The organism is Polaromonas sp. OV174, assembly GCF_900112285.1.
In the GTDB taxonomy this organism is placed as follows: domain Bacteria; phylum Pseudomonadota; class Gammaproteobacteria; order Burkholderiales; family Burkholderiaceae_C; genus Polaromonas.
On record NZ_FOKZ01000011.1, the window covers coordinates 1 to 24,745 of the forward strand.

Sequence of the window (24,745 nt, forward strand, 5' to 3'; positions counted from 1 at the left end):
ATCTCCTGGACGACCTGCCACATCGGCATCTGTCGAAACAGTGCCAGACCGATCACCAGCCAGACCGCGTGGTCGGCTGGCAGCTTGCGCCGGCGAATGGAGGCCTTGCCGGTGGCGGCGAGTGCTTGTTCGATCCAGGCCGGATCAATCAGCGCGCTCAGTTCGTTGATGCCACCGGCGGGCAAGCACGCCAGCGTCTCGTCTAATGTGTTTTGTAAAAAGCTCGACAAATGAAAAAGGGAACGTGTTGAACACGTTCCCTTTTTACCTTCCTTTGGCTTCGTCAGCTCTTAACTGACTGGCATTGGCCCCAGGGCGCCGTTTTTGCTGGCGCTGCCGCCGGCTCAGACCAGGAAGCGTTGCGCCAGCAGCGCCCAGTAGGCCGCACCTATGGGCAGGTTGGCGTCGTTGAAGTCGTAGCCCGGGTTGTGCACCATGCAGGCACCGGCGCTGTCGCCATCGCCGTTGCCGATGAACAAATAGCTGCCGGGCACGCGCTCCAGCATGAAGGCGAAGTCTTCGCTGCCGGTCACGGCCGGGCCTTGCAGGGTGACGCTCTCATCGCCGACCAACTCCAGCGCCACCTCACGGGCGAAGGCGGTTTCGTCAGGCGTGTTGACCAGCACCGCATAGCCGGGCCGCCAATCGATTTGCGCCTGCACCTCAAAGCTTTCGGCCTGCGCGGCAATCAGCGCCTTGATGCGCCGCTCCAGCTTGGCTCGCACCTCGCGGTCCAGCGCGCGCACGCTGAGCTCCAAGGTCGCGCTTTGCGGGATCACGTTGTTGGCCTTGCCGGCATGCAGCGCGCCCACGGTGACCACGGCCATCTGCAGCGGGTCTATGTTGCGCGACACCACGGTCTGCAGCGCCATGACGATGCTGGCGGCCGCCACGACGGGGTCGGTGGCGCGGTGCGGCATGGCGCCATGGCCGCCGACGCCGGTGAGCGTGACGCTGACATAGTCCGACGAGGCCATGGCCGCGCCTTCGCGCAGCACCAGCCGGCCCTGCGCAATACCGGGCATGTTGTGCATGGCGAACACCGCGTCGCAAGGGTATTTCTCGAACAGGCCGTCGTCCATCATGCGCAACGCGCCGCCGCCGCCTTCTTCGGCCGGCTGAAAGATCAGATTCAGGGTGCCGGAAAACCGCCCGTGTTCGGCCAGGTGCTGCGCGGCGGCCAGCAGCATGGCGGTGTGGCCGTCGTGGCCGCAGGCGTGCATCACGCCGGCGTGGCAACTGGCGTGCGGCAGGCCGGTGGTTTCATGGATGGGCAGCGCGTCCATGTCGGCGCGCAGGCCGAGCCGGCGCGAACCGTCGCCGCGCACCAGCTGTCCCACCAGGCCGGTGCCGCCCAGGCCGCGCTCGACCGCGTAACCCCAACCCTCCAGCTTGTCGGCCACCAGGGCCGAGGTGCGATGCTCGTCAAAAGCCAGCTCGGGGTGGCGGTGGATGTCGCGCCGCAGGTCTACGAAGGCATCGGCCTTCTGCTTCAGCGCTTCAAGCAAGCTGCTCATGGCTGAGCGCTCACTGCGGCTGCAGATTGATGGCCTTGGCGATGGCGCGGTAACGCGCGGTCTCGGCCTCGAAGAACTTGCTTGACTCGGCCAGCGACATGGACGGCGAAACCTGTGCCGCCTGCATGGCCAGCTGCGAGCGCACGGAGGGGTCCTGCAGCGTCCCGCCTATCGCCTTGTGCAGCCGCTGCACCACGGCTTCCGGCGTGCTCTTGGGCACCATCAGGCCGCTCCAGATCTTGAAGGCAAAGTTCTTCAGCTCCTGGCCTTCGCTGGCGGTCGGCACGTTCTTCAGCAGCTCGGAGCGCTGCGCGCCCAACTGACCAATGATCTTGAGCCGGCCCTGCTCGGCCATCGCGCCCATGCCGGCGCTGTAGACCAGCACGGCGAAGTCGACCTGGCCGCCGCCTATGTCCTGCAGCAGCGGCGCGTTACCTTTGTAGGGCGCGTGTGTCAGCTTGATGCCGGTGCGGTGCTGCACATCCTCCAGGATCAGGTGGTACAGCGAGCCCACGCCCACGCTGCCGTAGCTCAGCGGCTTGTCGCCCGACTTGCGCGCCAGCGCGATCAATTCATCGACGCTGTTGACCGGCAAATCCTTGCGCACCAGGAACACCATCACCGAGTCGGCCAGCGGATGCACCAGGCGGAAGTCCTCGGCTTTCAGCTTGACGGCCGCGTTGGCCAGCGGCGACAGGATCACCTCGTTCGGCGAGCCCTGGAACAGGTAGTAGCCGTCGGCGGGTGCCGCCAGCACCTTTTGCGCCGCCAGCGCGCCGGCGGCGCCACCCAGGTTTTCAACGATCACCGGCTGGCCCAGCTCCTTGCCCAGCGGCACGGTGAAGATGCGCGCAATCGAATCGGACGGCCCGCCCGCCGGGTAGGGCACCATCAGGTTGACCGGCTTGCTCGGGAAGCTCTGGGCGAGGACGGCGCCGCTGGCCAGCAACAGGCCGGCCAGCAAGGCGCTGGTTTTCTGGAATGCGTTCATGGAATGTCTCCTTGGAATACTTGGAATGGGTGGGGGATGCACTTCAAGCCATGCTAGACAGGGCCTATCAATGTGTCCAATGCATTATTTTTGTGATTACCATTCATATTTCTCATTCAACGCGCGCCAACCATGAACCTGCGACACCTAGAACACCTGCTGGCCGTGGCCGAGACCGGTTCTTTCAGCCGCGCCGCCGAACAGCAGCACCTCACGCAATCGGCCCTGAGCCGCAGCATCCAAACCCTGGAAGAGGATCTGGGTGCGCGCCTGATAGACCGCAGCGGCAAACGCAATGAGCTGACGCCGCTGGGCCAGGCCGTGGCGGTACGTGCCCGGCGCATGGTGCTGGAGGCGGCCGAGCTGCGCCGCAGTGCCGAGCTGCTCAAGCAGGGCGACCTGGGCGCCATCCGCATCGGCCTGGGGTCCGGGCCGGGCGCGCTGCTGATGACGCCGTTTCTGATCCACATGGCCCAGCACCATCCGGACGTGCAGGTCAGCATGTCGCCGGGCGCGACCGAGCTGCAACTGATGCAGCTGCGCCAGCGCACGCTGGACGCGCTGGTGATAGACGTTCGCCGCATCGCGCCGGCGCCCGACCTGGCCATAGAGAACCTGGCCGAGCTGCGCGCCGGCTTTGTCTGCCGCAGCGGCCACCCCCTGCTGCAGGCTGGCGGACCGGTGTCGTTTGAGGAACTGCGGCGCTATCCGCTGGCCTCGATACCGCTGAGCGCGGAAGTCGCCCACCGCCTAGTCAACCGTTTCGGTCCGCGCGCCGACCCGCAGCAGGCCGTGAGCCTGCGCTGCGACGACATCGCCAGCCTGATCGCCACGGTCAAGGCCTCGGACGCGGTCTACCTCGGCATCCTGGCGGCCGCAGGCGCCGGCATCGCGGCGGGCCAGCTCGCCGAACTACCCACCGAGCCGCCCCTGGCCATAGGCGCGCGCTTTGCCTTTGTCACGCTGGCCGGCCGCACCGAGGCGCCGTCCATGGGTTTGTTCCGCCAGTTTGTGGCGGAGCGGTTGCGCGACTGAGGTCGCTCAAAATCGCTATTAATTAAATAGCTGTCTGCGCACGCCTGTTATGGGCTAGAGGCATTTTTAGCCCTAAAAACAAGCCCTCAAACCGATGAGCGGCCGTTTTTCTATGGACAATAGAGCCCTCTGCCTCGGAATTCAAAATGGGAGAGGCCCTTTCAGCGCCTTGTCTGAAGCCTTCTCTCCCGGGCCAAACGACTGAAGCTGGTCGTTCGACCGCCGCTTTTTTAAGCCTCGCACACCCCATTTCATGTTCGGCCTCGCGTCGACGCCATCAGGAGCCATTGATGACCACTTCGTCCCCTTCTTTTTTCAAGCGCCTACCGCTCGCCTTCGGCGCCTTCTTCAGCATTCTGGGCAACGCCGACTATGCCGCCCGCGTGCTGGGCCTGCGCCAGCCAGCGGCGCCAGCACAGGCGCCCGCGCCCGCACAGGCGCCCGCGCCCGCAGCCGCCCCCGTCGCAGCCTCGCCCCCGGCGCCGCTGAAAGAAGCCAGCCCCGACGCGGCGCTGCAGCTGCTGGCCTTGCTGCAGCGCGACGCCCGCCTGATCGACTTCACGCAGGAAGACCTGAGCGGCTACTCCGATGCCGACATTGGCGGCGCCGCCCGCGTGGTGCATGAAGGCTGCCGCAAGGTGTTGCGCGAGCATTTCACCCTGGCGCCCGTGCGCAGCGAGGCCGAAGGCAGCCGCATCACCCTGAATGCCGGCTTTGACGCCCGCGCGATTCGCCTGACCGGCAACGTGACCGGCCAGGCGCCGTTCCAGGGCGCCTTGAGCCACCGCGGCTGGCGCGCCACAGAGGTCAAGCTGCCCCAGCTGGCCGACAGCCACGACGCCAGCGTGCTGGCCCAGGCCGAGGTGGAGCTATGAACGCCGACCAGCAAGCGCCGCGTTACGCCATAGGCATAGACCTAGGAACCACCCACTGCGCGCTGGCCTATGTGGACCTGCAGGCCAGCGAAGGCGAGGCCACCAGTTACGGCGTGCTGGATATTCCCCAGCTGACGGCGCCCGGCGCGGTCGAGCAGGCGCCACTGCTGCCCTCTTTCCTCTACCTGCCACACACCGACGAGCTGGCCGCCGGCGACCTGACGCTGCCCTGGGGCAGCACGCAGGATTTTGCCGTCGGCGAATTCGCCCGGACACGCGGCGCGCAGACCTCGATACGCCTGGTTTCCAGCGCCAAGAGCTGGCTCAGCCATGCCGGTGTGGACAGGCGCGCCGCCATCTTGCCCAACGATGCGCCGCCCGAAGTGGCGCGCATCTCGCCGCTGGAGGCCTCCACCCGCTACCTGGCCCACCTGCGCCAGGCCTGGGACCATGCTCACCCCGAGGCGCTATTTGATGAGCAGGACGTGACCATCACGATTCCAGCCTCCTTCGATCCGGCCGCGCGCGAGCTGACCGCCGAGGCGGCGCGCGCCGCCGGCTACACCTCGCTGACCCTGCTGGAAGAACCACAGGCCGCGCTCTACAACTGGATCCAGAACAGCGGCGGCCGCTGGCGCAAAGAGGTCAAGACCGGCGACATCATTTTGGTGATAGACGTGGGCGGCGGCACCAGCGACTTTTCGCTGATTGCCGTGCTGGAACGCGAAGGCCAGCTGGAGCTGCATCGCGTCGCCGTGGGCGACCACATCCTGCTTGGCGGCGACAACATGGACCTGACCCTGGCCCATGTGGTGGCGCGCAAACTGGCGGCCGAAGGCAAGCAGCTGGACCCCTGGCAAATGCGCGCCCTCACCTACGCCTGCCGCAGCGCCAAGGAAAGCCTGCTGTCCGATGTCGCGCTGCAGGCCCAGGCCATCGTCGTGCCCAGCCGCGGCTCCAAGCTGATAGGCGGGACTATACGCACCGAGCTGACGCAGGCCGAGGTGCAAGCCACCTTGCTGGAAGGCTTCTTCCCGGTGGTGGACGCCAGCGCCCGGCCCGCCAGCCGCAGCCGCAGCGGCCTGACGCAGTTAGGCCTGCCCTATGCGCAGGATGCCGGCGTGACGCGCCATCTGGCCGCCCTGCTGGGACGCCAGGCCGGCGCCACCGCCGAGCTGCCAGGCTTTGCCGACAAGCTCAACGAAAGCGCCAGCTTTCTGCACCCCAGCGCCGTGCTGTTCAACGGCGGCGTCTTCAAGTCCGACATCCTGAGCCAGCGCACCCTGGCCACGCTCAACAACTGGCTGAATGCCGAACAGGCCGAGCCGGCGCGCGTGTTGACGGGCGCCGACATGGACCTGGCGGTGGCGCGCGGCGCCGCCTATTACGGCTATGTGCGGCGCGGCCAGGGCGTGCGCATTCGCGGCGGCACGGCCCGCGCCTATTACGTGGCGGTGGAGTCCTCCATGCCGGCCATTCCCGGCTTCGAGCCGCCGGTCCAGGCCTTATGCATCGCGCCCTTTGGCATGGAAGAAGGCAGCGAAGCCGACCTGCAGACGCAGGAGTTCGGCCTGGTGGTGGGCGAGCCTATGCACTTGCGCTTTTTCGGCTCATCGGTGCGGCGCCAGGACCCGCTGGGCACGCTGCTGGACTTCTGGCAGCCCGACGAGCTGCAGGAGCTGGGCGAGATCCAGGCGACCCTGCCGGCCGAGGGCCGGCAAGCCGGCGAGGTGGTGCAGGTCAGGCTGCGCGCTCTGGCCACCGATACCGGCACGCTGGAGCTGACCGCCGTGGCCACCCAGGGCGACGAGCACTGGAAGGTGGCGTTCGACGTGCGCGCCAACAGCTGACGCAAAGTTAGCCCACCTCATGACTCCCAAAACCATTCGTTCGCACTTAGCGCCGTACTCAATTTTTTCGAAGCGAAAAACAACCATCGCTCACGCCTTTGCTTCCGCACTGGCGCCTTCGGATGAGTACGACGAAGCAAAAATTGAAGCTGCACTTGAGGCGCTTGGCCAGCAAAATTTAAAACAGCTCTCCTGCGTCTATTGCGAAAGGCCTGCGCAAACTTGGGATCACCTTGAGAACCTAGTAAAGAACGGCAAGCTAAATGGCTATGGTCACCAGGTTGGAAACCTTGTGCCTTGTTGTCGTGACTGCAACTCTCAAAAAGGGGGCAAGCCCTTCTGCGACTTCATAAACGCAAATGCAAACCTGACAGATAGCGAAAAGCTGAATCTGATTCATAGACTTGAAGCTCACCTTTCATTGGCGAAACCCATTGAGCATTCAAATCTGAATTCTGAAGACCAAGAAACGCTCACTAAATTTTTCACATTGCAAACGCAGATTCTCAAGCTCATGGAAAAAGCTGACCAGTGCGCTCAAATGCTTCGGATACGAAAAATGGCTGAACCATCAGCCTGCCAGGCTGCTCTGTCGGAAGAGTCCTGTCCTGACCAAGCACTGCGGTGCATCGGCATTACCAACCGCTGAACTCATCTTTTACATGGACCCGCAGTACCTCGTCGGCATAGACCTGGGCACCACGCATACCGTGGTGGCCTATGCGCCCATAGGGGCGAAACAAGCCGAGATCCAGCTGTTCGACATCGCGCAAGCGGTGGCGCCGGGTGAAGTCGCGGCCCTGCCGCTGCTGCCCTCCTGCCGCTACCACGCGGCGGCGGGCGAGCTGGCCGAGGGGGCGCTGCAACTGCCCTGGCCGCAGGCTGACGACAGCAATGTCGCGCCGGTGGTGATGGGCCAGTGGGCGCGCAAGCTAGGCGCGCAAGTGCCGGGCCGGCTGGTGGCCAGCGCCAAGAGCTGGCTGTCGCACGCGGCGGTCGACCGGCAGGCGCCGATACTGCCTTGGGGCGCGGCGGATGATGTGCCCAAGGTCTCGCCGGTCGAGGCCAGCGCGAGCTATCTGCGCTATGTGCGCAGCGCCTGGAACTGGCGCTTTCCCGAAAGCCCGCTGGAGCAGCAGGAACTGGTGCTGACCGTGCCGGCCTCTTTTGACGAAGGCGCGCGCGCCCTGACCCTGGCCGCCGCACGCCAGGCTGGCCTGCCCAGGCTGCGCCTGCTGGAAGAGCCGCAGGCCGCGTTTTACGACTGGCTGCTGCGGCATCGCGGCCAACTCGCCGAGGAACTGGCGCAGACCCGGCTGGTGCTGGTCTGCGATGTCGGCGGCGGCACCACCGATCTCAGCCTGATCAAGGTGGAGATGAGCGACGGCCAGCCGCAGCTGACCCGTATAGGCGTGGGCAAGCACTTGATGCTGGGCGGCGACAACATGGATCTGGCGCTGGCGCATGCGGTCGAGGCGCGCATGGCCAGCAGCGGCGAGAACGCACCGGCACGCCAGCTCTCGGCCAGCCAGCTGGCCCAACTGATGGAACGCTGCCGCGCCGTCAAGGAGCAGCTGCTGGCCGCCGATGCACCGGCGCAAACCACCGTCACCCTGCTGGGCAGTGGCGCCCATCTGGTAGGCGGCAGCCGCACGGCGGTGCTAAGCCGGGACGAGGTCGAACGGCTGATCGTCGACGGTTTTTTTCCAGCGGTGGACGCCGATGCCAGGGCCACCCAGGCGCGCGGCGGCATTGTGGCCTTTGGCCTACCCTATGCGCGCGATGCGGCCGTCACCCGCCACATTGCCGACTTTTTGCGCCAGCATGGCGAGGCCATGCCCGATACCCTGCTGCTCAACGGCGGCGTGTTTCGCGCCGACGCGCTGGTAAAGCGGCTGGAACAAACCCTGGGCGCCTGGCGCGGTGCCCCGCTGCGCCTGCTGCACAACGACAACCCCGATGTGGCGGTGGCGCGCGGCGCCGTGGCCCATGCGCTGGCCCAGCGCGGCGCGGCGCCCAGCATTGGCGGCGGCTCGGCGCGCAGTTATTTTCTGCAGCTTGACGACACCAAGGACTCAAAAGCGAAAGCCCAAGGCATCTGCCTGCTACCGCGTGGCAGCGAGCCCGGCCGGGAATTGCTGCTCAGCGGCCGCAGCTTTGCGCTGCGTCTCGGCCAGCCGGTGCGCTTCCAGCTCTTCAGCGCGATCAGCAACGCGGCCCAGCACACCCCGGCGCAATTGGGCGAACTGGTGGCGCTGAACGACGAACAGCATGTGCGCCTGCCGCCCATCGTGATGGTGTTGCAAGCGCCCGCCAACACTGCAACAGTCGATCCGGCCCACAGTGGCCGGCAGGACATCGCGGTGCAACTGGCGACCGCGCTGACCGAAGTCGGCACGCTGGAGCTGCACTGCGTCAGCCTGGCCGATTCGTCCCAGCGCTGGCGGCTCGAATTCGACCTGCGGCACGGCAAGGCCGGTGCCGACGAAACCACATCGCAAGAAGACAGGCGCGCCGCCGCCCGCATGGCCGAAGCCATCAGCCAGATCGACCGCATTTTCGGCACCAACAAACAAGCCGTCAGCCCCAAGGAGGTGACGCAGCTGCGCGCTCAGCTGGAGCGCCTGCTGGGCGACCGCGCCTCGTGGACCACACCTGTGCTGCGTCAGCTGTATGACGCCTTGTGGCAACGCGCCCGCGGCCGCCGCCGCAGCGCAGCGCATGAACGCGCCTGGCTCAACCTCGCCGGCTTTTGCCTGCGCCCAGGCTTTGGCGATGCGCTGGACGAGTGGCGGGTGCAGCAGCTCTGGCCGCAACACGCGCTGGGCGTGCAGCACACCAGTGACAAGCAGGTGGGCGCCGAATGGTGGACCTTGTGGCGGCGCGTCGCCGGCGGCCTGGCCGCGTCCGAACAACTGCGCTTGCTCGATGACTTTGCCTTCAATCTGCAGATCAACGAAGAGGGTGATGACGAGGCACCGGCGGCCAAACCCGTTCCCGGCAGCAGCGCCGACATGTTGCGCCTGGGCGCGGCGCTGGAGCGGATTCCGCCGGCCTACAAAAGCGAAATCGGCGCCTGGCTGCTGGGCCGCGTGGCCAAGGCCCTTGCCTCGAAAAAAGCTCGCAGCGAATCCGAGCTGGCCAATGACAGCCTGAGCCTGTGGACGCTGGGCCGCATAGGCGCACGCCAGCCGGTTCACGGCAGCACGCACGAGGTGGTGCCGGCCGAGGTCGCGGCAGCCTGGGTGGAGGCCTTGCTGGCGCTGGACTGGAAACGTGTGGAGGCGGCGGCCTTTGCCGCCGTGCAACTGGCCCGCGTCACCGACGACCGGGCGCGCGACCTGCCGCTGCCGCTGCGGGAGCAAATCATGACCAAGCTGGCCGCCGTCCATGCGCCGCCCGCCTGGCTGGCGCTGGTGCGCGAGCGGGTGGAACTGGACGAAGCGACGGAACGCCGCGTGCTGGGCGAAGCGCTGCCGCCCGGCCTGAAGCTGATGGCCTGAGTCTTCCAACCTTCAGCCAGCGCTTGGAAAACGGCTAATAGCTATCAAATAAATAGCTGTTTGCGCCCATCACTCATGGGCTAGCGGCCTTTTTCATGCCTGTTCACGCCACTAGGCGCGGCCCAGCCCATGGCGACGGCCCACCACGCTCAATGCGCCGTCCAGTTACGCCACCAGCCGTTGTAGTCGCTGTCGGTCATCAAGGTCCACAGCGCCAGTGCCATCACGATCAGGCCCGAGGCCACCGTGCTCAGCATGGCCTGCTGGTGCGTGCTGAACCCAAGCGCCCACGGCGACACGACCAGCCACAGCCCGAGCGCCCCCTCGGTCCACTCTTCCCAGGCACGCGGAACGAAAATAGCGCCCAGCGCCGCGGCAATCAGCGCCAGCCCCACGATGACCGCGTTTGACATCGCCATCGTGACATCCTGGAAACCCAGGGCCCATGGCGACAGAACGACCCAAGCGCCCAACAAGGCGTTCACCGGGTCCTGCCAATGCTTCATTTGTTTCATCATGCACCTCCTGTCAGTCAGCGGGAAAGCCAGCCAACAGGAGTTAGAGCAGGCGCCGGCGGCTTCGTTCCCGCAGGGCGGCAGAAGGCGGCTCAGAGCTCGCTGGCGTCCACCAGTTGCCGCGGCTTCATCACCATGCGCAAGCTGGGATGATTCGCCTTGCCCGAACGAAACAGCATCACGTCGGCGCCGGCGCTGACCCAGGAGGCGGAATCCGCCACGCTCCCGGGGGCCACGGCAAACCCGGCGAGTTCCGGCCCGAGTTTTTCGCGCAAGGACTGCAGCAGCGCCTGCTGGGTTTGCAGCATGGCGGTTTCGGCGTCCGGGCCGGCGCCGGGATTGAGCAGCACCCATTCGATTTGAGCCAGCTTTTGCTGCGCAAAAAACAGCGTCTGCTCAAAGTGCTGGCCCTCGCACAACACGTCAGGCACCCGCAGCGTGCCCAAGGCACCCGAGGACAGCCGCCGCGGCGACCTGACAGCATTGGCATCCACCAGCAGCGGCGCCAGTTGATCGCGGCTCATGCCCAGCCAGGCGGCATGCTCCAGCACGGTCTGCGACCAGGCGCTGGAAACCGGCCAGAGCGCGGTCGCCAGCAACCAGAGGCAGGAAAAGCGCAGCACCCGAAAACGCCGGAAACGCTGGGAAAGAGGCCGAAAAACCACACCCAAAAATGAATCAAAAGACTTCAAAATCTACCCCGCAGGACACCGCAGGCGCGCGGGCCTTGCCGTGTAAGGGCCAACTGATTGCCGGCCAACGGCGGCCATCTTACAAAGAGAGGGCTCAAGACGGGCAATCAAGGGCTTAACAACCACGATGCAGACATTGCAAGTCATTTCAAAGAAGTTCACACTTGTATGCATGAGAAACTAATTGAAACAATTTGCAACAACTTCATTTCAATGCGCGCAAGCGCCTTTGCGCTAAGCTCTTGGCTCGCCCAGGCGACGCTGTTTGCAAGCCGCTTGTCCGGGCATAAATCCAACCCTTTCTGAAATCCTGGCTCCCGATGGCTTCGCAACCTGACATTCTTCAATCCTGTCTCCAGGAGGCGGCCCAAGCGGCGCGGCCTGCGTTGGAGCGCTGTATTGAAGATGCGGTGGCGGCGCTGCAACTGGCGGAAACCAAGAGCCAGAAAATGGCCGAGCGCGATGAACTGGCCACGGCTTGGCGCGAGCTGCTGAAAAACAAATCCACCTGGAGCAGCCAGTATCCGGCCGACTTGCTGCTCCGCTTCAAGATCGACGTGGCAGCTGCCGAGCAGGCGATGCGCGCACCGCCCCCCGCCGACCAGGCCCAGCCCCCGGCCAGCGCCTCCGCCTCCAACAGCGCTTTCGCAGCCCTGTCTGGCCACAACCTGACCCTGGTGGATGACGCCGATGTCTCGCAAGCCATAGAGTCGGCGCGGCTATTGCAGCTGCTGCTGCCGGTGCTTGAGCACCCCTTGGCCGAACTCAACAAGCTGATGAGCGCCGTGCAAGGACTGCCCAATGTCAGGCCGGAACTCAATCCGCTGCGCCCCGAGGTCTTTGCCCAAACCCTGCGCGAGCGGATTTTTGCCGCCTCGGTGGCCCCGGCCATCAGTTCGCTGTGGCTTAAATACCTGGCCGATCCGCTGGGGCGTGAACTCAAGCGGGTCTATGAACAGGTGGTCAAGCAGCTGGAGCGAGCCCATGTGCAGGGGGCCAGCTACCGGGTGCTGCCAACCCCGGCCAGCGCCGCCAGAGGGCAGACATCGGCTTTTGGCCCACTGGGCAGCGACGCCCATGGCGACAGCAGCGGCGCCCAGGCCAGCGACGAAACACCGGCCAAGCCACCCTCGCAATACGCCGACCTGTCCAATTACGACATTCAGGACGAGCTGTTCCAGAACTTTCTGTTCCATGGCGGCAGCCAGGCCCATCACGGACTGGCGCCAGCTTACTACGCCAGCGTCGACCAGGAGCTGGCCGAGCTGCAAGCGGCCGCCGATTCGGAACCCGCCGCGCTGGCCGATGCCGACGACGCGGCGCCGCCCGACTATCGCAGCATGGCCGCGGTCGATCGCCCGCAGCGGCTGCTCGAGGCCCACAGCCCGCTGAGCCAGCAGCGCTGGGGCACTTACGCCAAGCCGCGCGAACGCGATCTGGTCAGGACCCAGCTGAAGAAAGAAGCCACGCAGGTCGGCCAGGTGCTGGGCCTGGAGGTGGTCCGCAAGCTGGTCGGCCAGGTGGCGCAGGACCCGCGCCTGCTGGTGCCGGTGCGCGAAGCCATCGTCGCGCTGGAGCCGTCGCTGCTGCGCCTGGCCATGGTGGACCCACGCTTTTTCAGCGACGAGGGCCATGCCGGCCGGCGCCTGATGGAGCGCGTGGCGCAGCGCAGCTTCAAGTACAACGACGAATTCAGTGGCGAGTTCTCGGCCTTTTTCGAGCCGGTAGCGCAGGTCTTCAATGGACTCAACGCGCAAAGCGTTGAAGATGTCCAGCCTTTCCGGCTGGCGCTGGCCGGGCTGGAGGAAAGCTGGGATACGCAGGACCAGCAAGAGGCCCAGCAGCGCCACAAGGTGCTGCAGTCACTGCGTTTTGCCGAAGAGCGCCAGACCCAGGCCGACCAGATCGCCTTTGACCTGAGCACCCGCTCGGATCTTGAAAACGTACCTGGCATGGTGCTGGACTTCCTGTTCGGCTCCTGGTCACTGGCCATGGCACATGCCAAGCTCACCGACACACGCGGCCAGATCGACCCGCAAGGCTTTGGCTCCGTCGTGCCCGACCTGCTCTGGAGCGTCAAGCAGGACGTGACGCTCAAGCAGCCGGCCAAACTGATAGAGATGATCCCCAGCCTGCTGGGCAAGCTGCACACAGGGCTGGACTTGCTGGGCCAGGACCAGCGCGAAAACGAGGTTTTTTTCGAAAGTCTGATGAACTTGCACCGGCCAGTGCTCAAGCTGCGCCGCTTCAAGAGCCAACGCGATGCCCAGGAATCGGACACGGCGCCGCTGCAAGCGAGCCCGGACTGTGCCAGCCCCGAGCAGCGCCAGGCCAAAGCCGCCGAGCACCCCTGGCTGGGCCGCAATGAGCTGGATGCGGCCGGCTTTGAAGACACCCTGCCCAGCATGGCGGGCGAACTCAGTCCTTATGAGCTGGAGGCCATCAGCGCCCCCGCCGCGCTGACGCACGCCATGGCCAACACCGCCAGCCTGGAGCCGGTGCAAGCGGCTCCGGCCCCAGCAGCCCCTCTGCCCCAGCTCGACCCAACCATGAGTCAGGCCGAAGCCGAACAATTGCTGCTCACGCTGCAAGCCGGTCGCTGGGTCGACTTGTATTCCAGGCGGCGCTGGTTGCGCGCCCAGTTGATCTGGGCCAGCACCAAGGGCACGCTCTTCATGTTTGTCAGCCACGGCGGCCAGCCCCACTCCATGACCAAGCGCAGCTGCGAACGCCTGCTCAGGGAACGCCTGCTGCGACCCGTGCAAACCCATGGCGTCGTGGCTCAGGCACTGGACCAGCTGGTCAAGGAAACCGCGCCAGCGAGCACCTACTGACGCGAAAGAGGATTCGGCCCTCAAACTTTTCAGCTCACAAAAACTCCTGTTTCAATAGCAGCTTGCGCATACGCACCAAGGGCTAGAGGCCAATTTCATGAAAAATTCAAGCGCTCAAGCCGAGCCCGGCGACTGTCCGTCGCCGCCCTACCTCAAGCCCTATGTGCATGAGGACGGTGAGGCCAAGTCGCTGCACTTCACGCAGGGCGAATTGCAAAGCCGCATGCTCACCCAGCAACCCTGGCAATTGGCGCTGGACTACACCCGCAGCATGATGGGTTTTCTATTGTTCCGGCCGGCGCCAGAGCACATCGGCATGATTGGACTGGGCGGCGGCTCGCTGGCCAAATTCTGCTACCGGCAATTGCCAGCCAGCCAGATGACGGTGCTGGAGATCAACCCGCATGTGATCGCCCTGAGGCGCGAGTTCCAGATTCCCGACGATGACCAGCGTTTTCGGGTGATCGCGGCCGATGGCGCGCTATTCCTGCAGACCGAAACGCCGGACTTCGAGGTCTTGCTGGTCGATGGCTTTGACCATGAGGGCCAGCCCGTCGCCCTGTGCTCGCAGCGCTTTTATGAGGACTGCTTTGCCGCGCTGAGGGCTGACGGCGTGCTGGTGGTCAACCTGCACTATCACCACCCCGACTATCCGCTGTGGCTGGGACGCATACAGCGCAGCTTTGGCGGCAATGCGGTGGCGGTCCTCACCGAGGAAGAAAGCAATAGCGTGGTGTTTGCCGTCAAAGGAGCGGCCATTTCGCCGCGTCACCTGAACCTGGCGCAAAGCCTGGCAGGCCTGCCGGAAGCGGCGCGCCGCCAGCTCAAGCCAGAACTGACGCGCCTGCTCTGGCAGATGAAAGACCTGGAGCAGGAGAGCGAGGCCTAGACGCTGGCGCGGCGCTGTCTGACGCCGGGACCGGAGGCAAAGCGGCAGACTGTCTGATCACACAGGAAAAGATCCATCATGAATCAGAAAACCAACTTCTCGTTTGAGGTCCAGTACCCGGCCGGCTCGGACAGCAACCAGGCCCAGCGCGATGCCGTGATGGCCGCCCTGGGGCCGGCGCTACAGCAACTGCTGAAGGCGCAAGACAGCGCGGCCACGGTGATGGTGAGCGACAGCCACAGGGGCAGCGACAACAAGCTGGTGGAGCTGAGCACGACGCTGCAAGACCCGCAGATTGCGGACATCCTGAAGACCTTTGCCGCGCAGCATGGCGTGCTGGTGAGCGCGTTCGAATAAGCCTGGGGCCAGGCCGCCGTCAGATCTTTGGGGCTTTAGAACTCGCTGACGTGCAACTGGTATTCCGCCGCCACTTCGCCCAGAATCGCCAGCCGGGTCGCTGGCTCCGCAGCCAGGGCTTCAACGATACGGGTGTTGAACTTGTGCAGCACCGACTTGGCATAGTCGGCGAACTCGCCCGACACGCCCTGGTCTTCATAACGGCGCACATAGGACTGAGCGGCGCTGCCGATGACAAAATACAGGCCGGCGTTCGCCATGTCGCTGCGCATCAGCTCGAAGGCGTCCTTGTAGAGCAGTTTGAAGGCGTCGGTGCCGGATTCGGAACGTTCAAACCGGGCTGCAGCTTCCTGAAAATTCATGCTAATCCTCGTAGTTCTCAAAGTAATGGGTTGACGCTGGAAATCCCGCCATGGGCGTGGGACCAGCGTACCGGGTCGTGCAGAAAAGTCTCCAGTTCCGCGATTTCATGCGCCGGCAGTGCAGCGCTTTCCCGGGCCGCTTCCAGGATGTGTTGCCAGGTGGCCAGTGAATGCACGGTCAGGCCCAGCGGCTCCAGCAGGCTCGCTGTGGGGAAGGTAGCATAGTCGAAGATCACGAACAGATGGCTGACCTCGACGCCCGCCGCCTTCAGGGCGCGACAGAAGTTGAGCTTGGAATGGCCGCCGGCCATGAGGTCATCGACCAGCAGCACGGGCGCACCGGGATTGAGCACGCCCACCACCTGGCTGCCCGGCCCCAGGCCCCGGGTCTGCTTGCGCACATAGTGCATGGGCAGCGTCAAGGCATCGGCCAGCCAGGCGGCCAGCGCAATGCCACTGGCCTCGGCGCCGACCACGGCTGCCAAGCCGTCCAGCACCTGGCGTTCGCGCAACAGCGCCAGGCCTTGCTGCACCAGCTGGCGGCGAATCGCGGGAAACGAGGTGAGCCGGCGGCAGTCCATGTAGACCGGGCTGGCCCAGCCCGAGGGCAGCCGAAAGGGCTCGTCGCTGCGCACTTGCACGCAGCCGGCGCCCAACAGCGCCAGCGCGACCTCTTTGGACGCTGCCTTGGCGGCAGCGGTTTGATCAGGGAATGGGGTCACAACAAGTCTCCGCAATAGGGCAATGGGCTTTACAGCCGATCCAGCAATTTTCGCAGGTGCTGGGCACCGGCCTGACCCTTGTAGGCGCTTTTCCAGAGCCGCTCCATCATGGATTCGTACAGCCCCACCGCCTCGGGCGAGGCGGTGACGGTGGCAATGCCGTTGCGCACATTGGGCAGCTCGCCAAAGCGAAACGGGCTGAGCGCCAGCACCGAACGCCCGGCGCCCTGCAGCAGCTGAAACGTGGCCGCCGGCATGGCGTCATCGACCAGGCCAATTTGTACATTCATGGGTTGACTAGCCATCAGGTCGGCAATCCAGCGCACCTCGCGCCGCGCCGCCTGCACGCGTTGGGCCCGCAGCGCTTCAGGCAAATCAAGGCGGCCGACCAGGCCGGTATAGACAAAGCGCTCCAGCTCACGCAGGCCTATCAGGCTGACGATGTTGGGCCGGCGTTGGGCAAAAAAGGCCTTTCGCTCCTGCAACAGCTGCAGGATCTGCTCGACCCCGGCGCGGTGCGCCGCACTGCCGGCCTGAGCGGACTTGCCCATTACCGGCGGCGGTGACGACTCCAGCAGCATCACGCGAAGGTCCTGCAGATAGTCGTCCGAAGTCAGCAGCAGGGAGATGGGCTCGAAGTGCGAAATGATGCGGTCTGCGCCCTGCTCGATCTGCCGCATGCGCTCCAGAAAACCCGTCACCGTGGGGTAGTACTCGACCTCCACGTCCAACAGCGAAGCCATGGAAGTGCCCAGCAGCTGGGCCAGCCGTTCCAGGGTTTCTATCTTGACGATTTCGCCCTTCTCCATCCGGTACACCACCGCGCGCGACACCCCCAGCTGCTCGGCCACGTCCTCGGCCTGCAGGGAGGCGCCTATGCGGTAGGCCCGCAAGCGCTCGCCCAGGGCTTGAAAATCGATGGGCGAGGAAAAGGTGCGTGGCGGCTGCTGCATATCTTCAGGCACGATTTATCAGTTCATCACCCATGCTTAGCGGCACCAGCCGGCTCATGTCAGCGCCGCAATCGTTTCATGCAACACCTGCACGCCCGGCATGAAGTCGTCCATCTCCATCGCCTCGTCCGGGTTGTGCGAGCCATTCTGGTTGCGTATGAACAGCATGGCGCTGGGGATGCCGGCATTGGCAAACAGGGAGGCATCGTGGCCGGCGCCGCTGGGAATCACCTCGAAGGCCGTACCCAGTCGGCTGCAGGTCTTGGACAGCAGCTCGCATAGCTGGCCGTCCATGGTGGCCGGGTCGGACAGCAGGCGGCGGTCGAACTCAAAGCGCACCTGGCGTTCGCGACCGATGGCGCGGCATTCGGCACGCATCAGCTGGTAAAAGGCCTCCAGCGTGTCCTGGCTCTTGCTGCGGGCCTCGAAGCTGAAACCGACCTGGCCCGGAATGCGGGAAATCGAGTGCTCGGCGGCGTCGGTGCTGACAACACCCGTGGTCACCACCAGATCTGTGCCGCGCTCCAGCAAGACCCGCCAGTGTTCATCCAGCCGCATGATCAGGTCGGCCACGGCAAACATGGCATCGCGGCGCAGCCAGCGCGGCACCACGCCGGAGTGCCCGGCCTCGCCTATGCACTCGATGCGGTTGTGCCGCACGTTGCCGCGTATGCCGGACACCACGGCCAGCGGCAACTCGCGCGCCACCATCACCGGGCCCTGCTCTATGTGCAGCTCCAGGTAGGCCCGCACCAGGCGCTTGTCAAATAGCGGGGCCTGTGCCCTGATGGCGTCCATGTCGGCGCCGGCCTGCTGCATGCAGTGCGCCAGGGTTTCGCCGGTGTTGCGCTGCTTGAGCGCCAGATCCTCGGCGCCGAGTTTGCCGAACAGCGCGCCCGAACCCATATAGGCCTTGCCAAACCAGGCGCTTTCCTCGCCGCGAAAGCCGAGCACCTGCAAGGGCAAGGCCGAAGGACGGGCCGAGCGCTGCTGCTCGACCAGACACAAGAGGCCGGCAATCACCCCGGCCAGACCATCGTAGTTGCCGCCCTGGGGCACGGAGTCCAGGTGCGAACCGCACCAGATGGCGGGGGTATTGAGATCGATACCGGGCAGGCTAAAGCGCAGATTGGCAGCGCCGTCGACGCTGACTTGCAGGCCTTGCTGCAAGGCGAAATCACGCAAGAAATCAGCAGCAGCCGACTCGCCGCGGCCATAGCTCTCCCGCGTCACGCCAACCCCGTCGGCCGACAGCGCCCGCACCTGCTTGAACAAGTCTTCGGCCATGGGGCGAAGTTCAGAAATAGTCATGCTGTCATTCCAGATCATTGAGCGCTATTTCAGCTCCGCACCCTTTAACTCCGGGATCAGAAAGGCCGTGGCCAGCATGTCGATCACGTAAATGGCGGCCAGCAAGGCGATGGCGATCTGGAATGAATAGCTGGCGGCCAGGGCACCAACCACCACCGGGCCAAAGCCACCAACGCCGCGTCCGATATTGAAGAGCACGTTTTGCGCGGTGGCACGTGCCTCGGTCGGGTAGGCCTCGGACATCAGCGCGCCATAGCCGCCCAGCATGCCGTTGACAAACATGCCCATCAGGGCGCCGGCCCACAACATGGTGTTGGGGTCGCTCAGCTGCGAGTAGCTCAAGACCATGACCACCGCACCCAGCTGGAACAGCAGGAAACTGGGCTTGCGGCCTATGCGGTCGGCCAGTTGCCCGAAGACCCAGATGCCCAGCATCATGCCGAGAATGGTGACCGAGGTCCACAGGGCGGACTTGGTGAGATTGAAGCCCAGCTGCTTGGACAAAAAGCTGGGCATCCAGATCATGATGCCGTAGTAGCCAAAGTTTTGCACCGAGCACAGCACCACGATACCGGCGCTGATCTTGGCGGTTGCCTTGTCCTTGACCAGCAGCCTGAAGCCTTCCATCCTTGAAGTGCGCTTGGCCGCGCTGCGCACGAACACCTCGGGCTCGTGCAGCTTGGCGCGAATCACCCAGGCCACCAGCGCCGGGATGACGCCCACCAGAAACATGCCGCGCCAGCCTATGACAGGCAACAGCAGCGGCGTCAGCAAGGCAGCCCCCAGCACGCCGACCTGCCAGCCCAGCGCCACATAAGAGGACACGCGAGCCCTATGTTTGGCCGGCCAGGCTTCTGCCGCCAGCGCCATGCCTATGCCGAACTCGCCGCCAAGACCTATGCCGGCAATGGTCCGATAAATCAGCAGGTCCCAGTAGCCTTGGGCGAAGGCACACATGCCGGTAAAAACGGCGAACAGCACGATGGTCCAGGTCAGCACCCGGATGCGGCCATAACGATCACTCAGCGCGCCGAAAATGATGCCGCCAGCCACCGCACCAATCAGCGTCCAGGTGACCAGGGAACCGGCTTGTCCTGGGGTAAGGTGCAGATCCGCCGAAATGGCCGTGAGCATGAAGCCCAGAATCAGCAAGTCGAAGCCGTCCATGGCATAGCCCACCGCCGAGCCCAGCAAGGCTTTCCAGCCATAGCTGCCGACCGCATCGGATGACCCCGCCATGCCTGTTGCCGAAGCCGGCAGGTTTTTCATGTTTGCGCTCATTACCATCGCTTCCGTTGAGTGTCGCCGGCGTCATTCCTCGCGATGGGTATGCGCCAAAGCCGCGCAACACCATGCAGACAAACGCCAAGGCGTGTTGAATTTTTATAATTGATACGAGTATCATTTTAGATACAAACCATCACTTCGCAGCGAAAATAATGCGTCGTTGAGGCATCAGCAGTCAGCCAGGCGGATACGGTCTTTTTCCCGCTCGGCAACGCCAGGCCTGGCCCATGCTTTTATCATCGAGCTATCCCAAACAACTCACCCAAAGGAAATTCATGCCCACATACCATGTCGAAATGATGGAAGGCCGCACCATTGAACAGAAAAAGAAACTGGTCGAGGCCATCACCCGCGTCAGCGTGGAAATCCTCGGCGGCCAGCCCGATTCGGTCGACATCCTGATCACCGACATCAAACGCGAGAACTGGGCCACCGGCGGCAAGCTCTGGTCCGAGCCTAGAGAGTAAGTCCGGGCCAAGCTCTTGAGTACTTCCGCCTCACTCGCCGACATGCAGGCGCGCTACGGCGCACGCTACCGCTGGCTGCTGCTGGTAGCCGTCATGGTTGGCACCATGGCCTCCATCATGTCGTCGACCATCATCAATGTGGCGATTCCCGACATGAGCCGTCATTTCGTGCTGGGGCAGGCGCGTGCGCAGTGGGTCAGCTCCGGCTTCATGGTGGCCATGACGGTCTCCATGCTGACCACGCCCTGGCTGCTGGCGCGCTACGGCTACCGCCGCACCTACGTCGGCTGCATGCTGCTGCTGATGGCGGGCGGTCTCGTGGGCGGCCTGGCCAATGACTACGGACTGGTGCTGGCCGCGCGCGTGGCCGAAGGTCTGGCGGCCGGCGCGGTACAGCCGATTCCGGCCATCATCATCATGCGCGCCTTCGGCCCGCATGAGCAGGGCCGGGCCAGCGGCCTCTTTGGCATGGGCGTGGTGCTGGCCCCGGCGCTGGGCCCCAGCATAGGCGGCGTGCTGGTTGAGCTGTTCGGCTGGCGTTCGATTTTCTTCATGGTGGTGCCGCTATGCCTGCTGTCGCTGTGGATGGCCTACCGCTATGTGCCCGACAGCGCTCCGGGCGGCGTGGTGGCCGACCGCAACAGCGCCATGATCGACTGGCGTGGCCTGCTGCTGGCAGGCTTTGGCACGCTGTGCCTGCTCAATGGCATGGTGGCCCTGCGTGACAGCAGCCCGCTGGAGGCGGCCATCCTGCTGGGCGTGGCCCTGGCGATGCTGGCGTTGTTTGTCTGGTGGCAGCGCCACATGGCCAGCATCGGCCATGCGCCGCTGATGAACCTGGCACTCTTTGGCTATCGCCAGTTCGCCATGGGCAGCGTGGTCGCCTTCATTTACGGTACGGCGCTGTTTGGCTCGACCTATTTGCTGCCGGTCTATATGCAGTTGGGGCTTAAGCTGTCGGCCGCGCATGTCGGCACCATCTTGCTGCCCGCCGGCCTGGTGCTGGCGGCCACCATTGCCGGCGTGGGCCGGCTGGCCGACAAGCAGCCCACCTGGCTGCTGGTGTCCATAGGGCTGGGCTTGCTGGCGGCGTCGTTTGCGCTGATGTTCAGCGTCACGCTGACTTCCGCACTCTGGCAGCTGATGATCTGGGCCGCGCTGGGACGCATAGGCCTGGGCTTCATACTGCCCTCGCTCAATCTGGGCTCCTTGCGGCCACTACACAAAAGCCTGATGCCGCAAGGCGCCAGCGCCATCAGCTTTGTGCGCATGCTGGGCGGTGCCATCGGTGTCAGCCTGTGCGGCATCGTGCTGGAATGGCGGCTCACCGCGCATGGCGACTCCTTTGCCAACGCCAGCAGCAGCCCGGCACGGCTGGCAGCTTTTAACGAATCCTTCCTGATGTTGGCCGCCCTGTGCGCGCTAGCCATGGTGGCGGCCTGGCAGCTGCGTGAACGGCCGCTCGCGCCAACGCCACAAACCCTGGCCAACAAGGCGGACTGACCATGTGCCAACTACTAGGCATGAACTGCAACGCGCCCACCGACGTGACCTTCAGCTTTCGCGGTTTTGCGCAGCGCGGCGGCCACACCGACCACCACGCCGACGGCTGGGGCATTGCCTTTTTTGAGGGCGAGGGCAGCCCGGATGGCGACAAGGGTCTGCGCCATTTCGTCGACCACCAGCCGGCCTGCGAGTCGCCGGTGGCCGCGCTGATTGCCCACTACCCGATCAAGAGCCGCAACGTCATCTCGCACATCCGCAAGGCCACGCAGGGCCGCGTCGCGCTGGAAAACTGCCACCCCTTTGTGCGCGAGCTGTGGGGCCGCTACTGGGTGTTTGCCCACAACGGCGACCTGAAGGATTTTGCGCCGCGGCTGCACGGCAGCTTCAGGCCGGTCGGCGACACCGACAGCGAACGCGCCTTTTGCTGGATCATGCAGGAACTGGCCAAATCCCATGCCGGCGTGCCCAGCGTGCAGGAACTCAGCATCACGCTGCGCGAGCTGGCGGCCGAGATCGCCAGCCACGGCACCTTCAATTTTTTGCTGAGCAACGGCCAGGCGCTGTGGGCCCACGCCTCGTCCAAGCCCGATTCGCAAATCCTCTACTACGTCGAACGCAAGCACCCGTTCGCCCACGCCACCCTGAGCGACGAGGACGTCAGCGTCAACTTTGCCGAGCAAACCAGCCCGAGCGACCAGGTCGCGGTGGTGGTGACAGCGCCACTCACCACCAACGAGAACTGGACAGCGTTTGCCCCCGGTGAACTCAAGGTGTTTGTGGACGGCGCACTGGCCGATCCTGGCAAGCGGTCGGCCTAGCCTGCGCTTGGCCAGGCCAGGGCTTCAGCGCGCGGCCGCCGCCTGTTCCAGCGCGTCGACAAACATGGCGGCCACATCAAAGCCGGTCTGGTCAAAGATTTCCTGGAAGCAGGTCGGACTGGTCACATTGATCTCGGTGACATAGTCGCCAATCACGTCTATGCCGGCCAGCAGCAAGCCACGCGCGGCCAGCACCGGACCCAGCGCTTCGGCAATTTCCAGGTCGCGCTTTGACAGCGGCTGGGCCACGCCCAAGCCGCCGGCAGCCAGATTGCCGCGCACTTCGCTGCCCTGCGGAATGCGTGCCAGACTGAAGGGCACGGGCTTGCCGCCAATCACCAGCACGCGCTTGTCGCCTTTAGCGATCTCGGGCAAAAACTTCTGCACCATCACGCTTTGTGCGCCGTTTTTATTCAGCGTCTCGGTGATGCTGCCCAGGTTCAGGCCATCGGCCTTGACGCGGAATATGCCCATGCCGCCCATGCCGTCCAGTGGCTTCAGGATGATGTCCTGATGCTCGGCGTGAAAGCGCTTGATGTCGTCGGCGCTGCGCGTCACCAAGGTCGGGCCGCTGAATTGCGCGAATTCCAGAATCGCCAGTTTTTCCGGGTGGTCGCGCAGCGCCGCCGGCTTGTTGAAGACTCTGGCGCCCTCGCGTTCGGCCTGCTCCAGCAAATGCGTGCTGTAGAAATACTCGCTGTCGAAAGGCGGATCCTTGCGCATCACCACGGCATCAAAGTCGGCCACGGCCTGCAGGCCATCGGGACGCTGGCCGTCGGCCACAAACCAGTCGTCGGCGTCGCCGGTGAGCGTGATGTGGCGCACCTGGGCCGTGACCTTGACACCGGTTTGCCAGCTCATGTCCTGCGGCTCGCACGCGCTGATGCGGTGGCCGCGCCGCTGCGCCTCGCGCATCATGGCAAAGGTGGTGTCCTTGTAGGTCTTGAAAGAGGCCAGCGGATCGGCGACAAAAAGAATGTTCATGATTGGGGGGTCTTTGGTAAATCTGCCGGCGTTGCCGTAAATGGCACGCTGCCTGCTCGCCCACATTGTTGTACAAACAGCGCCAAGGCGCCGGCGGCCACGCCCCAAAAGGCCGAACCAACACCGGCTATTACGACGCCCGACAGCGTGACCAGAAAAGTGATAAGCGCGGCCTCGCGGTGCGAATCGTCTTTCACCGCCACCGCCAGCCCGCTGCCAATCGTGCCCAGCAAGGCCAGTCCGGCAATCGCCACCACCAGCTCTTTGGGAAAGGCCGTCAGCAGCCCGGTGATGGCCGCGCCAAAAATGCCGATCACGACATAGATCAGGCCGCAGGAGACGGCGGCGGTATAGCGCTTGGCCGGGTCTTCATGCGCCTCCTTGCCCATGCAGATGGCGGCGGTGATGGCGCTCAGATTCAACGCAAACGCGCCAAACGGCGCCAGCAGCAGCGTCGCCAGGCCGCTCAGCGTGATGACCTTGGAAATCGGAATGCCGCCGTCCGGCGCGTCAGAGCCATAGCCCGCCGCCCGTATGGCCGCCACGCCGGGCAGGTTTTGCGACGCCATGGTCACCACGAACAAGGGAAGCGCCAGGCTCACGGCGGCGGCAAAAGTGAACTGTGGCGCCACAAACACCGGCATGGCAAAGGAAAAGCTGACGGCGGCCCAGTCCAACTGGCCGCGCGCAGCGACGTAAACAATGCCGCCCAGCAAGGTCAGCACCACGGCATAGCGCGGCATCAGGCGCTTGCCAGCCAAATAGATGGCCAGCATCAGCAAGACCAGCGGCAGCGCGGTTTTGGCAGCGGCGAAAGCATCTATGCCAAAGCGCGCCAGCACGCCGGCCAGCAGCGCCGAAGCGATGGCCACCGGAATGCGGTTCATAACTTTTTCAAACCAGCCGGTCACGCCGAACAGCGCAATCAGCGCCGCGCTGACCATGAAGGCGCCCACAGCCTCAGCCATGGAGAAGCCACCCGCCAGCCCGGCCGTGGCCAGCACGGCAGCGCCCGGCGTGGACCAGGCGATCATCACCGGTTTTTTCAGCCACAAGGAGGGAATGGCCGAGCACAGGCCCATGCCCAGGCCCAGCGCCCACATCCACGAGCTGATCTGCGCCGGCGTGGCGCCAAAGGCCTGCGCCGCCTGAAAGACGATGGCCACCGAACTGGTGAAACCGACCAGCACCGCGACAAAACCTGCGGTGAAGGCCGAAAGATTGAGGTCTTTGAAAAATTGCATCTGGCGATTCTGGCAGGGTTGGGCGCTGGGTGC

General features: G+C 64.7%; 23 protein-coding genes. 11 read left to right on the plus strand and 12 right to left on the minus strand.

Annotated features, from left to right (window positions below; translation table 11 throughout):
• The 3 genes from BM160_RS11255 to BM160_RS11265 form a co-directional block, all read right to left on the minus strand.
• Positions 1 to 194: transposase domain-containing protein (locus tag BM160_RS11255; protein ID WP_177218996.1), on the minus strand; the 194-nt coding region annotated here is incomplete at its 3' end.
• Between the two features lie 150 nt (positions 195 to 344).
• Positions 345 to 1,517, minus strand: coding sequence for a M20 aminoacylase family protein (locus BM160_RS11260; RefSeq protein WP_092005053.1), 1,173 nt, complete (start codon positions 1,515 to 1,517; stop codon positions 345 to 347).
• 10 nt (positions 1,518 to 1,527) lie between these two features.
• Positions 1,528 to 2,508: a tripartite tricarboxylate transporter substrate binding protein gene (locus tag BM160_RS11265; RefSeq protein WP_092005056.1), complete on the minus strand. Its 981-nt coding sequence runs from the start codon at positions 2,506 to 2,508 to the stop codon at positions 1,528 to 1,530.
• A 132-nt stretch (positions 2,509 to 2,640) separates the two neighbouring features.
• Between BM160_RS11265 and BM160_RS11270 the strand changes: the two genes are divergently transcribed.
• From BM160_RS11270 to BM160_RS11290, 5 genes are all read left to right on the plus strand, one after another.
• Complete coding sequence (locus BM160_RS11270) at positions 2,641 to 3,543, plus strand: LysR family transcriptional regulator (RefSeq protein ID WP_092005059.1); 903 nt, start codon at positions 2,641 to 2,643, stop codon at positions 3,541 to 3,543.
• A 290-nt stretch (positions 3,544 to 3,833) separates the two neighbouring features.
• Complete coding sequence (locus tag BM160_RS11275) at positions 3,834 to 4,418, plus strand: DUF2760 domain-containing protein (protein ID WP_092005062.1); 585 nt, start codon at positions 3,834 to 3,836, stop codon at positions 4,416 to 4,418.
• Positions 4,415 to 6,268 carry an Hsp70 family protein gene (locus BM160_RS11280; RefSeq protein ID WP_092005065.1) on the plus strand — a complete coding sequence of 618 codons (1,854 nt, stop codon included), beginning with the start codon at positions 4,415 to 4,417 and terminating at the stop codon, positions 6,266 to 6,268. The genes BM160_RS11275 and BM160_RS11280 overlap by 4 nt, the downstream gene beginning before the upstream one ends.
• Positions 6,269 to 6,287: 19 nt before the next feature.
• Positions 6,288 to 6,917 (plus strand): HNH endonuclease, encoded by a 630-nt coding sequence (locus BM160_RS11285; RefSeq protein ID WP_092005069.1) that lies wholly within the window; start codon positions 6,288 to 6,290, stop codon positions 6,915 to 6,917.
• Positions 6,918 to 6,930: 13 nt separating this feature from the next.
• Positions 6,931 to 9,771, plus strand: coding sequence for an Hsp70 family protein (locus BM160_RS11290; RefSeq protein WP_092005072.1), 2,841 nt, complete (start codon positions 6,931 to 6,933; stop codon positions 9,769 to 9,771).
• Between the two features lie 149 nt (positions 9,772 to 9,920).
• Here BM160_RS11290 and BM160_RS11295 read toward each other — a convergent pair whose 3' ends face one another.
• A complete protein-coding gene (locus tag BM160_RS11295) occupies positions 9,921 to 10,286 on the minus strand; it encodes an SPW repeat protein (RefSeq protein WP_092005075.1) in 366 nt (121 codons plus the stop codon).
• Positions 10,287 to 10,378: 92 nt separating this feature from the next.
• Positions 10,379 to 10,909 (minus strand): hypothetical protein, encoded by a 531-nt coding sequence (locus BM160_RS11300; protein ID WP_143093234.1) that lies wholly within the window; start codon positions 10,907 to 10,909, stop codon positions 10,379 to 10,381.
• 389 nt (positions 10,910 to 11,298) lie between these two features.
• Here BM160_RS11300 and BM160_RS11305 point away from each other — a divergent pair, with 389 nt between their 5' ends.
• The 3 genes from BM160_RS11305 to BM160_RS11315 all read left to right on the plus strand — a co-directional run bounded on the left by BM160_RS11305 (position 11,299) and on the right by BM160_RS11315 (position 15,058).
• Positions 11,299 to 13,812: a DUF1631 family protein gene (locus BM160_RS11305; RefSeq protein WP_092005081.1), complete on the plus strand. Its 2,514-nt coding sequence runs from the start codon at positions 11,299 to 11,301 to the stop codon at positions 13,810 to 13,812.
• Positions 13,813 to 13,909: 97 nt separating this feature from the next.
• Positions 13,910 to 14,701: a fused MFS/spermidine synthase gene (locus tag BM160_RS11310; RefSeq protein ID WP_092005085.1), complete on the plus strand. Its 792-nt coding sequence runs from the start codon at positions 13,910 to 13,912 to the stop codon at positions 14,699 to 14,701.
• 78 nt (positions 14,702 to 14,779) lie between these two features.
• Positions 14,780 to 15,058 carry a hypothetical protein gene (locus BM160_RS11315; protein ID WP_092005088.1) on the plus strand — a complete coding sequence of 93 codons (279 nt, stop codon included), beginning with the start codon at positions 14,780 to 14,782 and terminating at the stop codon, positions 15,056 to 15,058.
• Between the two features lie 35 nt (positions 15,059 to 15,093).
• On the opposite strand, the gene BM160_RS11320 is transcribed toward BM160_RS11315, so the two are convergent.
• From BM160_RS11320 to BM160_RS11340, 5 genes are read right to left on the minus strand one after another with little or no spacing between them, the layout of a single operon-like run.
• Positions 15,094 to 15,420, minus strand: a complete 327-nt coding sequence (locus tag BM160_RS11320) for a hypothetical protein (RefSeq protein ID WP_092005091.1) — start codon at positions 15,418 to 15,420, stop codon at positions 15,094 to 15,096.
• Between the two features lie 17 nt (positions 15,421 to 15,437).
• Entirely contained in the window at positions 15,438 to 16,142 is a 705-nt protein-coding gene (locus BM160_RS11325; protein ID WP_255368832.1) for an orotate phosphoribosyltransferase, read from the minus strand.
• 29 nt (positions 16,143 to 16,171) lie between these two features.
• Positions 16,172 to 17,107, minus strand: a complete 936-nt coding sequence (locus BM160_RS11330) for a helix-turn-helix domain-containing protein (protein ID WP_369821772.1) — start codon at positions 17,105 to 17,107, stop codon at positions 16,172 to 16,174.
• Positions 17,108 to 17,149: 42 nt separating this feature from the next.
• Positions 17,150 to 18,406 carry a hydantoinase/carbamoylase family amidase gene (locus BM160_RS11335; RefSeq protein WP_092005398.1) on the minus strand — a complete coding sequence of 419 codons (1,257 nt, stop codon included), beginning with the start codon at positions 18,404 to 18,406 and terminating at the stop codon, positions 17,150 to 17,152.
• A gap of 24 nt (positions 18,407 to 18,430) precedes the next feature.
• Positions 18,431 to 19,675, minus strand: coding sequence for an MFS transporter (locus BM160_RS11340; protein WP_369821773.1), 1,245 nt, complete (start codon positions 19,673 to 19,675; stop codon positions 18,431 to 18,433).
• Positions 19,676 to 19,968: 293 nt separating this feature from the next.
• On the opposite strand from BM160_RS11340, the gene BM160_RS11345 reads away from it, so the two are divergent.
• From BM160_RS11345 to BM160_RS11355, 3 genes are read left to right on the plus strand one after another with little or no spacing between them, the layout of a single operon-like run.
• Complete coding sequence (locus tag BM160_RS11345) at positions 19,969 to 20,160, plus strand: 4-oxalocrotonate tautomerase (protein ID WP_092005100.1); 192 nt, start codon at positions 19,969 to 19,971, stop codon at positions 20,158 to 20,160.
• A gap of 42 nt (positions 20,161 to 20,202) precedes the next feature.
• On the plus strand, positions 20,203 to 21,663 hold the full coding sequence (locus tag BM160_RS11350) for an MFS transporter (RefSeq protein ID WP_092005103.1): 1,461 nt from the start codon (positions 20,203 to 20,205) through the stop codon (positions 21,661 to 21,663).
• Between the two features lie 2 nt (positions 21,664 to 21,665).
• Positions 21,666 to 22,484, plus strand: a complete 819-nt coding sequence (locus BM160_RS11355; RefSeq protein WP_092005107.1) for a class II glutamine amidotransferase — start codon at positions 21,666 to 21,668, stop codon at positions 22,482 to 22,484.
• 24 nt (positions 22,485 to 22,508) lie between these two features.
• On the opposite strand, the gene gshB is transcribed toward BM160_RS11355, so the two are convergent.
• Together gshB and BM160_RS11365 are read right to left on the minus strand one after the other, a co-directional pair.
• Positions 22,509 to 23,468, minus strand: a complete 960-nt coding sequence (gene gshB, locus BM160_RS11360) for a glutathione synthase (RefSeq protein ID WP_092005110.1) — start codon at positions 23,466 to 23,468, stop codon at positions 22,509 to 22,511.
• Positions 23,465 to 24,712 carry a benzoate/H(+) symporter BenE family transporter gene (locus BM160_RS11365; RefSeq protein WP_092005113.1) on the minus strand — a complete coding sequence of 416 codons (1,248 nt, stop codon included), beginning with the start codon at positions 24,710 to 24,712 and terminating at the stop codon, positions 23,465 to 23,467. The genes gshB and BM160_RS11365 overlap by 4 nt, the downstream gene beginning before the upstream one ends.
• Positions 24,713 to 24,745: the final 33 nt, after the last annotated feature.

Coding starts and splice junctions, on each gene's coding strand:
- BM160_RS11345 (WP_092005100.1), top strand. CDS start 19,969: ATGCCCACATACCATGTCGAAATGATGGAAGGCCGCACCATTGAACAG.
- BM160_RS11320 (WP_092005091.1), bottom strand. CDS start 15,420: ATGAATTTTCAGGAAGCTGCAGCCCGGTTTGAACGTTCCGAATCCGGC.
- BM160_RS11270 (WP_092005059.1), top strand. CDS start 2,641: ATGAACCTGCGACACCTAGAACACCTGCTGGCCGTGGCCGAGACCGGT.
- gshB (WP_092005110.1), bottom strand. CDS start 23,468: ATGAACATTCTTTTTGTCGCCGATCCGCTGGCCTCTTTCAAGACCTAC.
- BM160_RS11355 (WP_092005107.1), top strand. CDS start 21,666: ATGTGCCAACTACTAGGCATGAACTGCAACGCGCCCACCGACGTGACC.
- BM160_RS11340 (WP_369821773.1), bottom strand. CDS start 19,675: ATGAAAAACCTGCCGGCTTCGGCAACAGGCATGGCGGGGTCATCCGAT.
- BM160_RS11265 (WP_092005056.1), bottom strand. CDS start 2,508: ATGAACGCATTCCAGAAAACCAGCGCCTTGCTGGCCGGCCTGTTGCTG.
- BM160_RS11365 (WP_092005113.1), bottom strand. CDS start 24,712: ATGCAATTTTTCAAAGACCTCAATCTTTCGGCCTTCACCGCAGGTTTT.
- BM160_RS11335 (WP_092005398.1), bottom strand. CDS start 18,406: ATGACTATTTCTGAACTTCGCCCCATGGCCGAAGACTTGTTCAAGCAG.
- BM160_RS11275 (WP_092005062.1), top strand. CDS start 3,834: ATGACCACTTCGTCCCCTTCTTTTTTCAAGCGCCTACCGCTCGCCTTC.
- BM160_RS11350 (WP_092005103.1), top strand. CDS start 20,203: ATGCAGGCGCGCTACGGCGCACGCTACCGCTGGCTGCTGCTGGTAGCC.
- BM160_RS11260 (WP_092005053.1), bottom strand. CDS start 1,517: ATGAGCAGCTTGCTTGAAGCGCTGAAGCAGAAGGCCGATGCCTTCGTA.
- BM160_RS11285 (WP_092005069.1), top strand. CDS start 6,288: ATGACTCCCAAAACCATTCGTTCGCACTTAGCGCCGTACTCAATTTTT.
- BM160_RS11305 (WP_092005081.1), top strand. CDS start 11,299: ATGGCTTCGCAACCTGACATTCTTCAATCCTGTCTCCAGGAGGCGGCC.
- BM160_RS11295 (WP_092005075.1), bottom strand. CDS start 10,286: ATGAAACAAATGAAGCATTGGCAGGACCCGGTGAACGCCTTGTTGGGC.
- BM160_RS11315 (WP_092005088.1), top strand. CDS start 14,780: ATGAATCAGAAAACCAACTTCTCGTTTGAGGTCCAGTACCCGGCCGGC.
- BM160_RS11310 (WP_092005085.1), top strand. CDS start 13,910: ATGAAAAATTCAAGCGCTCAAGCCGAGCCCGGCGACTGTCCGTCGCCG.
- BM160_RS11290 (WP_092005072.1), top strand. CDS start 6,931: ATGGACCCGCAGTACCTCGTCGGCATAGACCTGGGCACCACGCATACC.
- BM160_RS11280 (WP_092005065.1), top strand. CDS start 4,415: ATGAACGCCGACCAGCAAGCGCCGCGTTACGCCATAGGCATAGACCTA.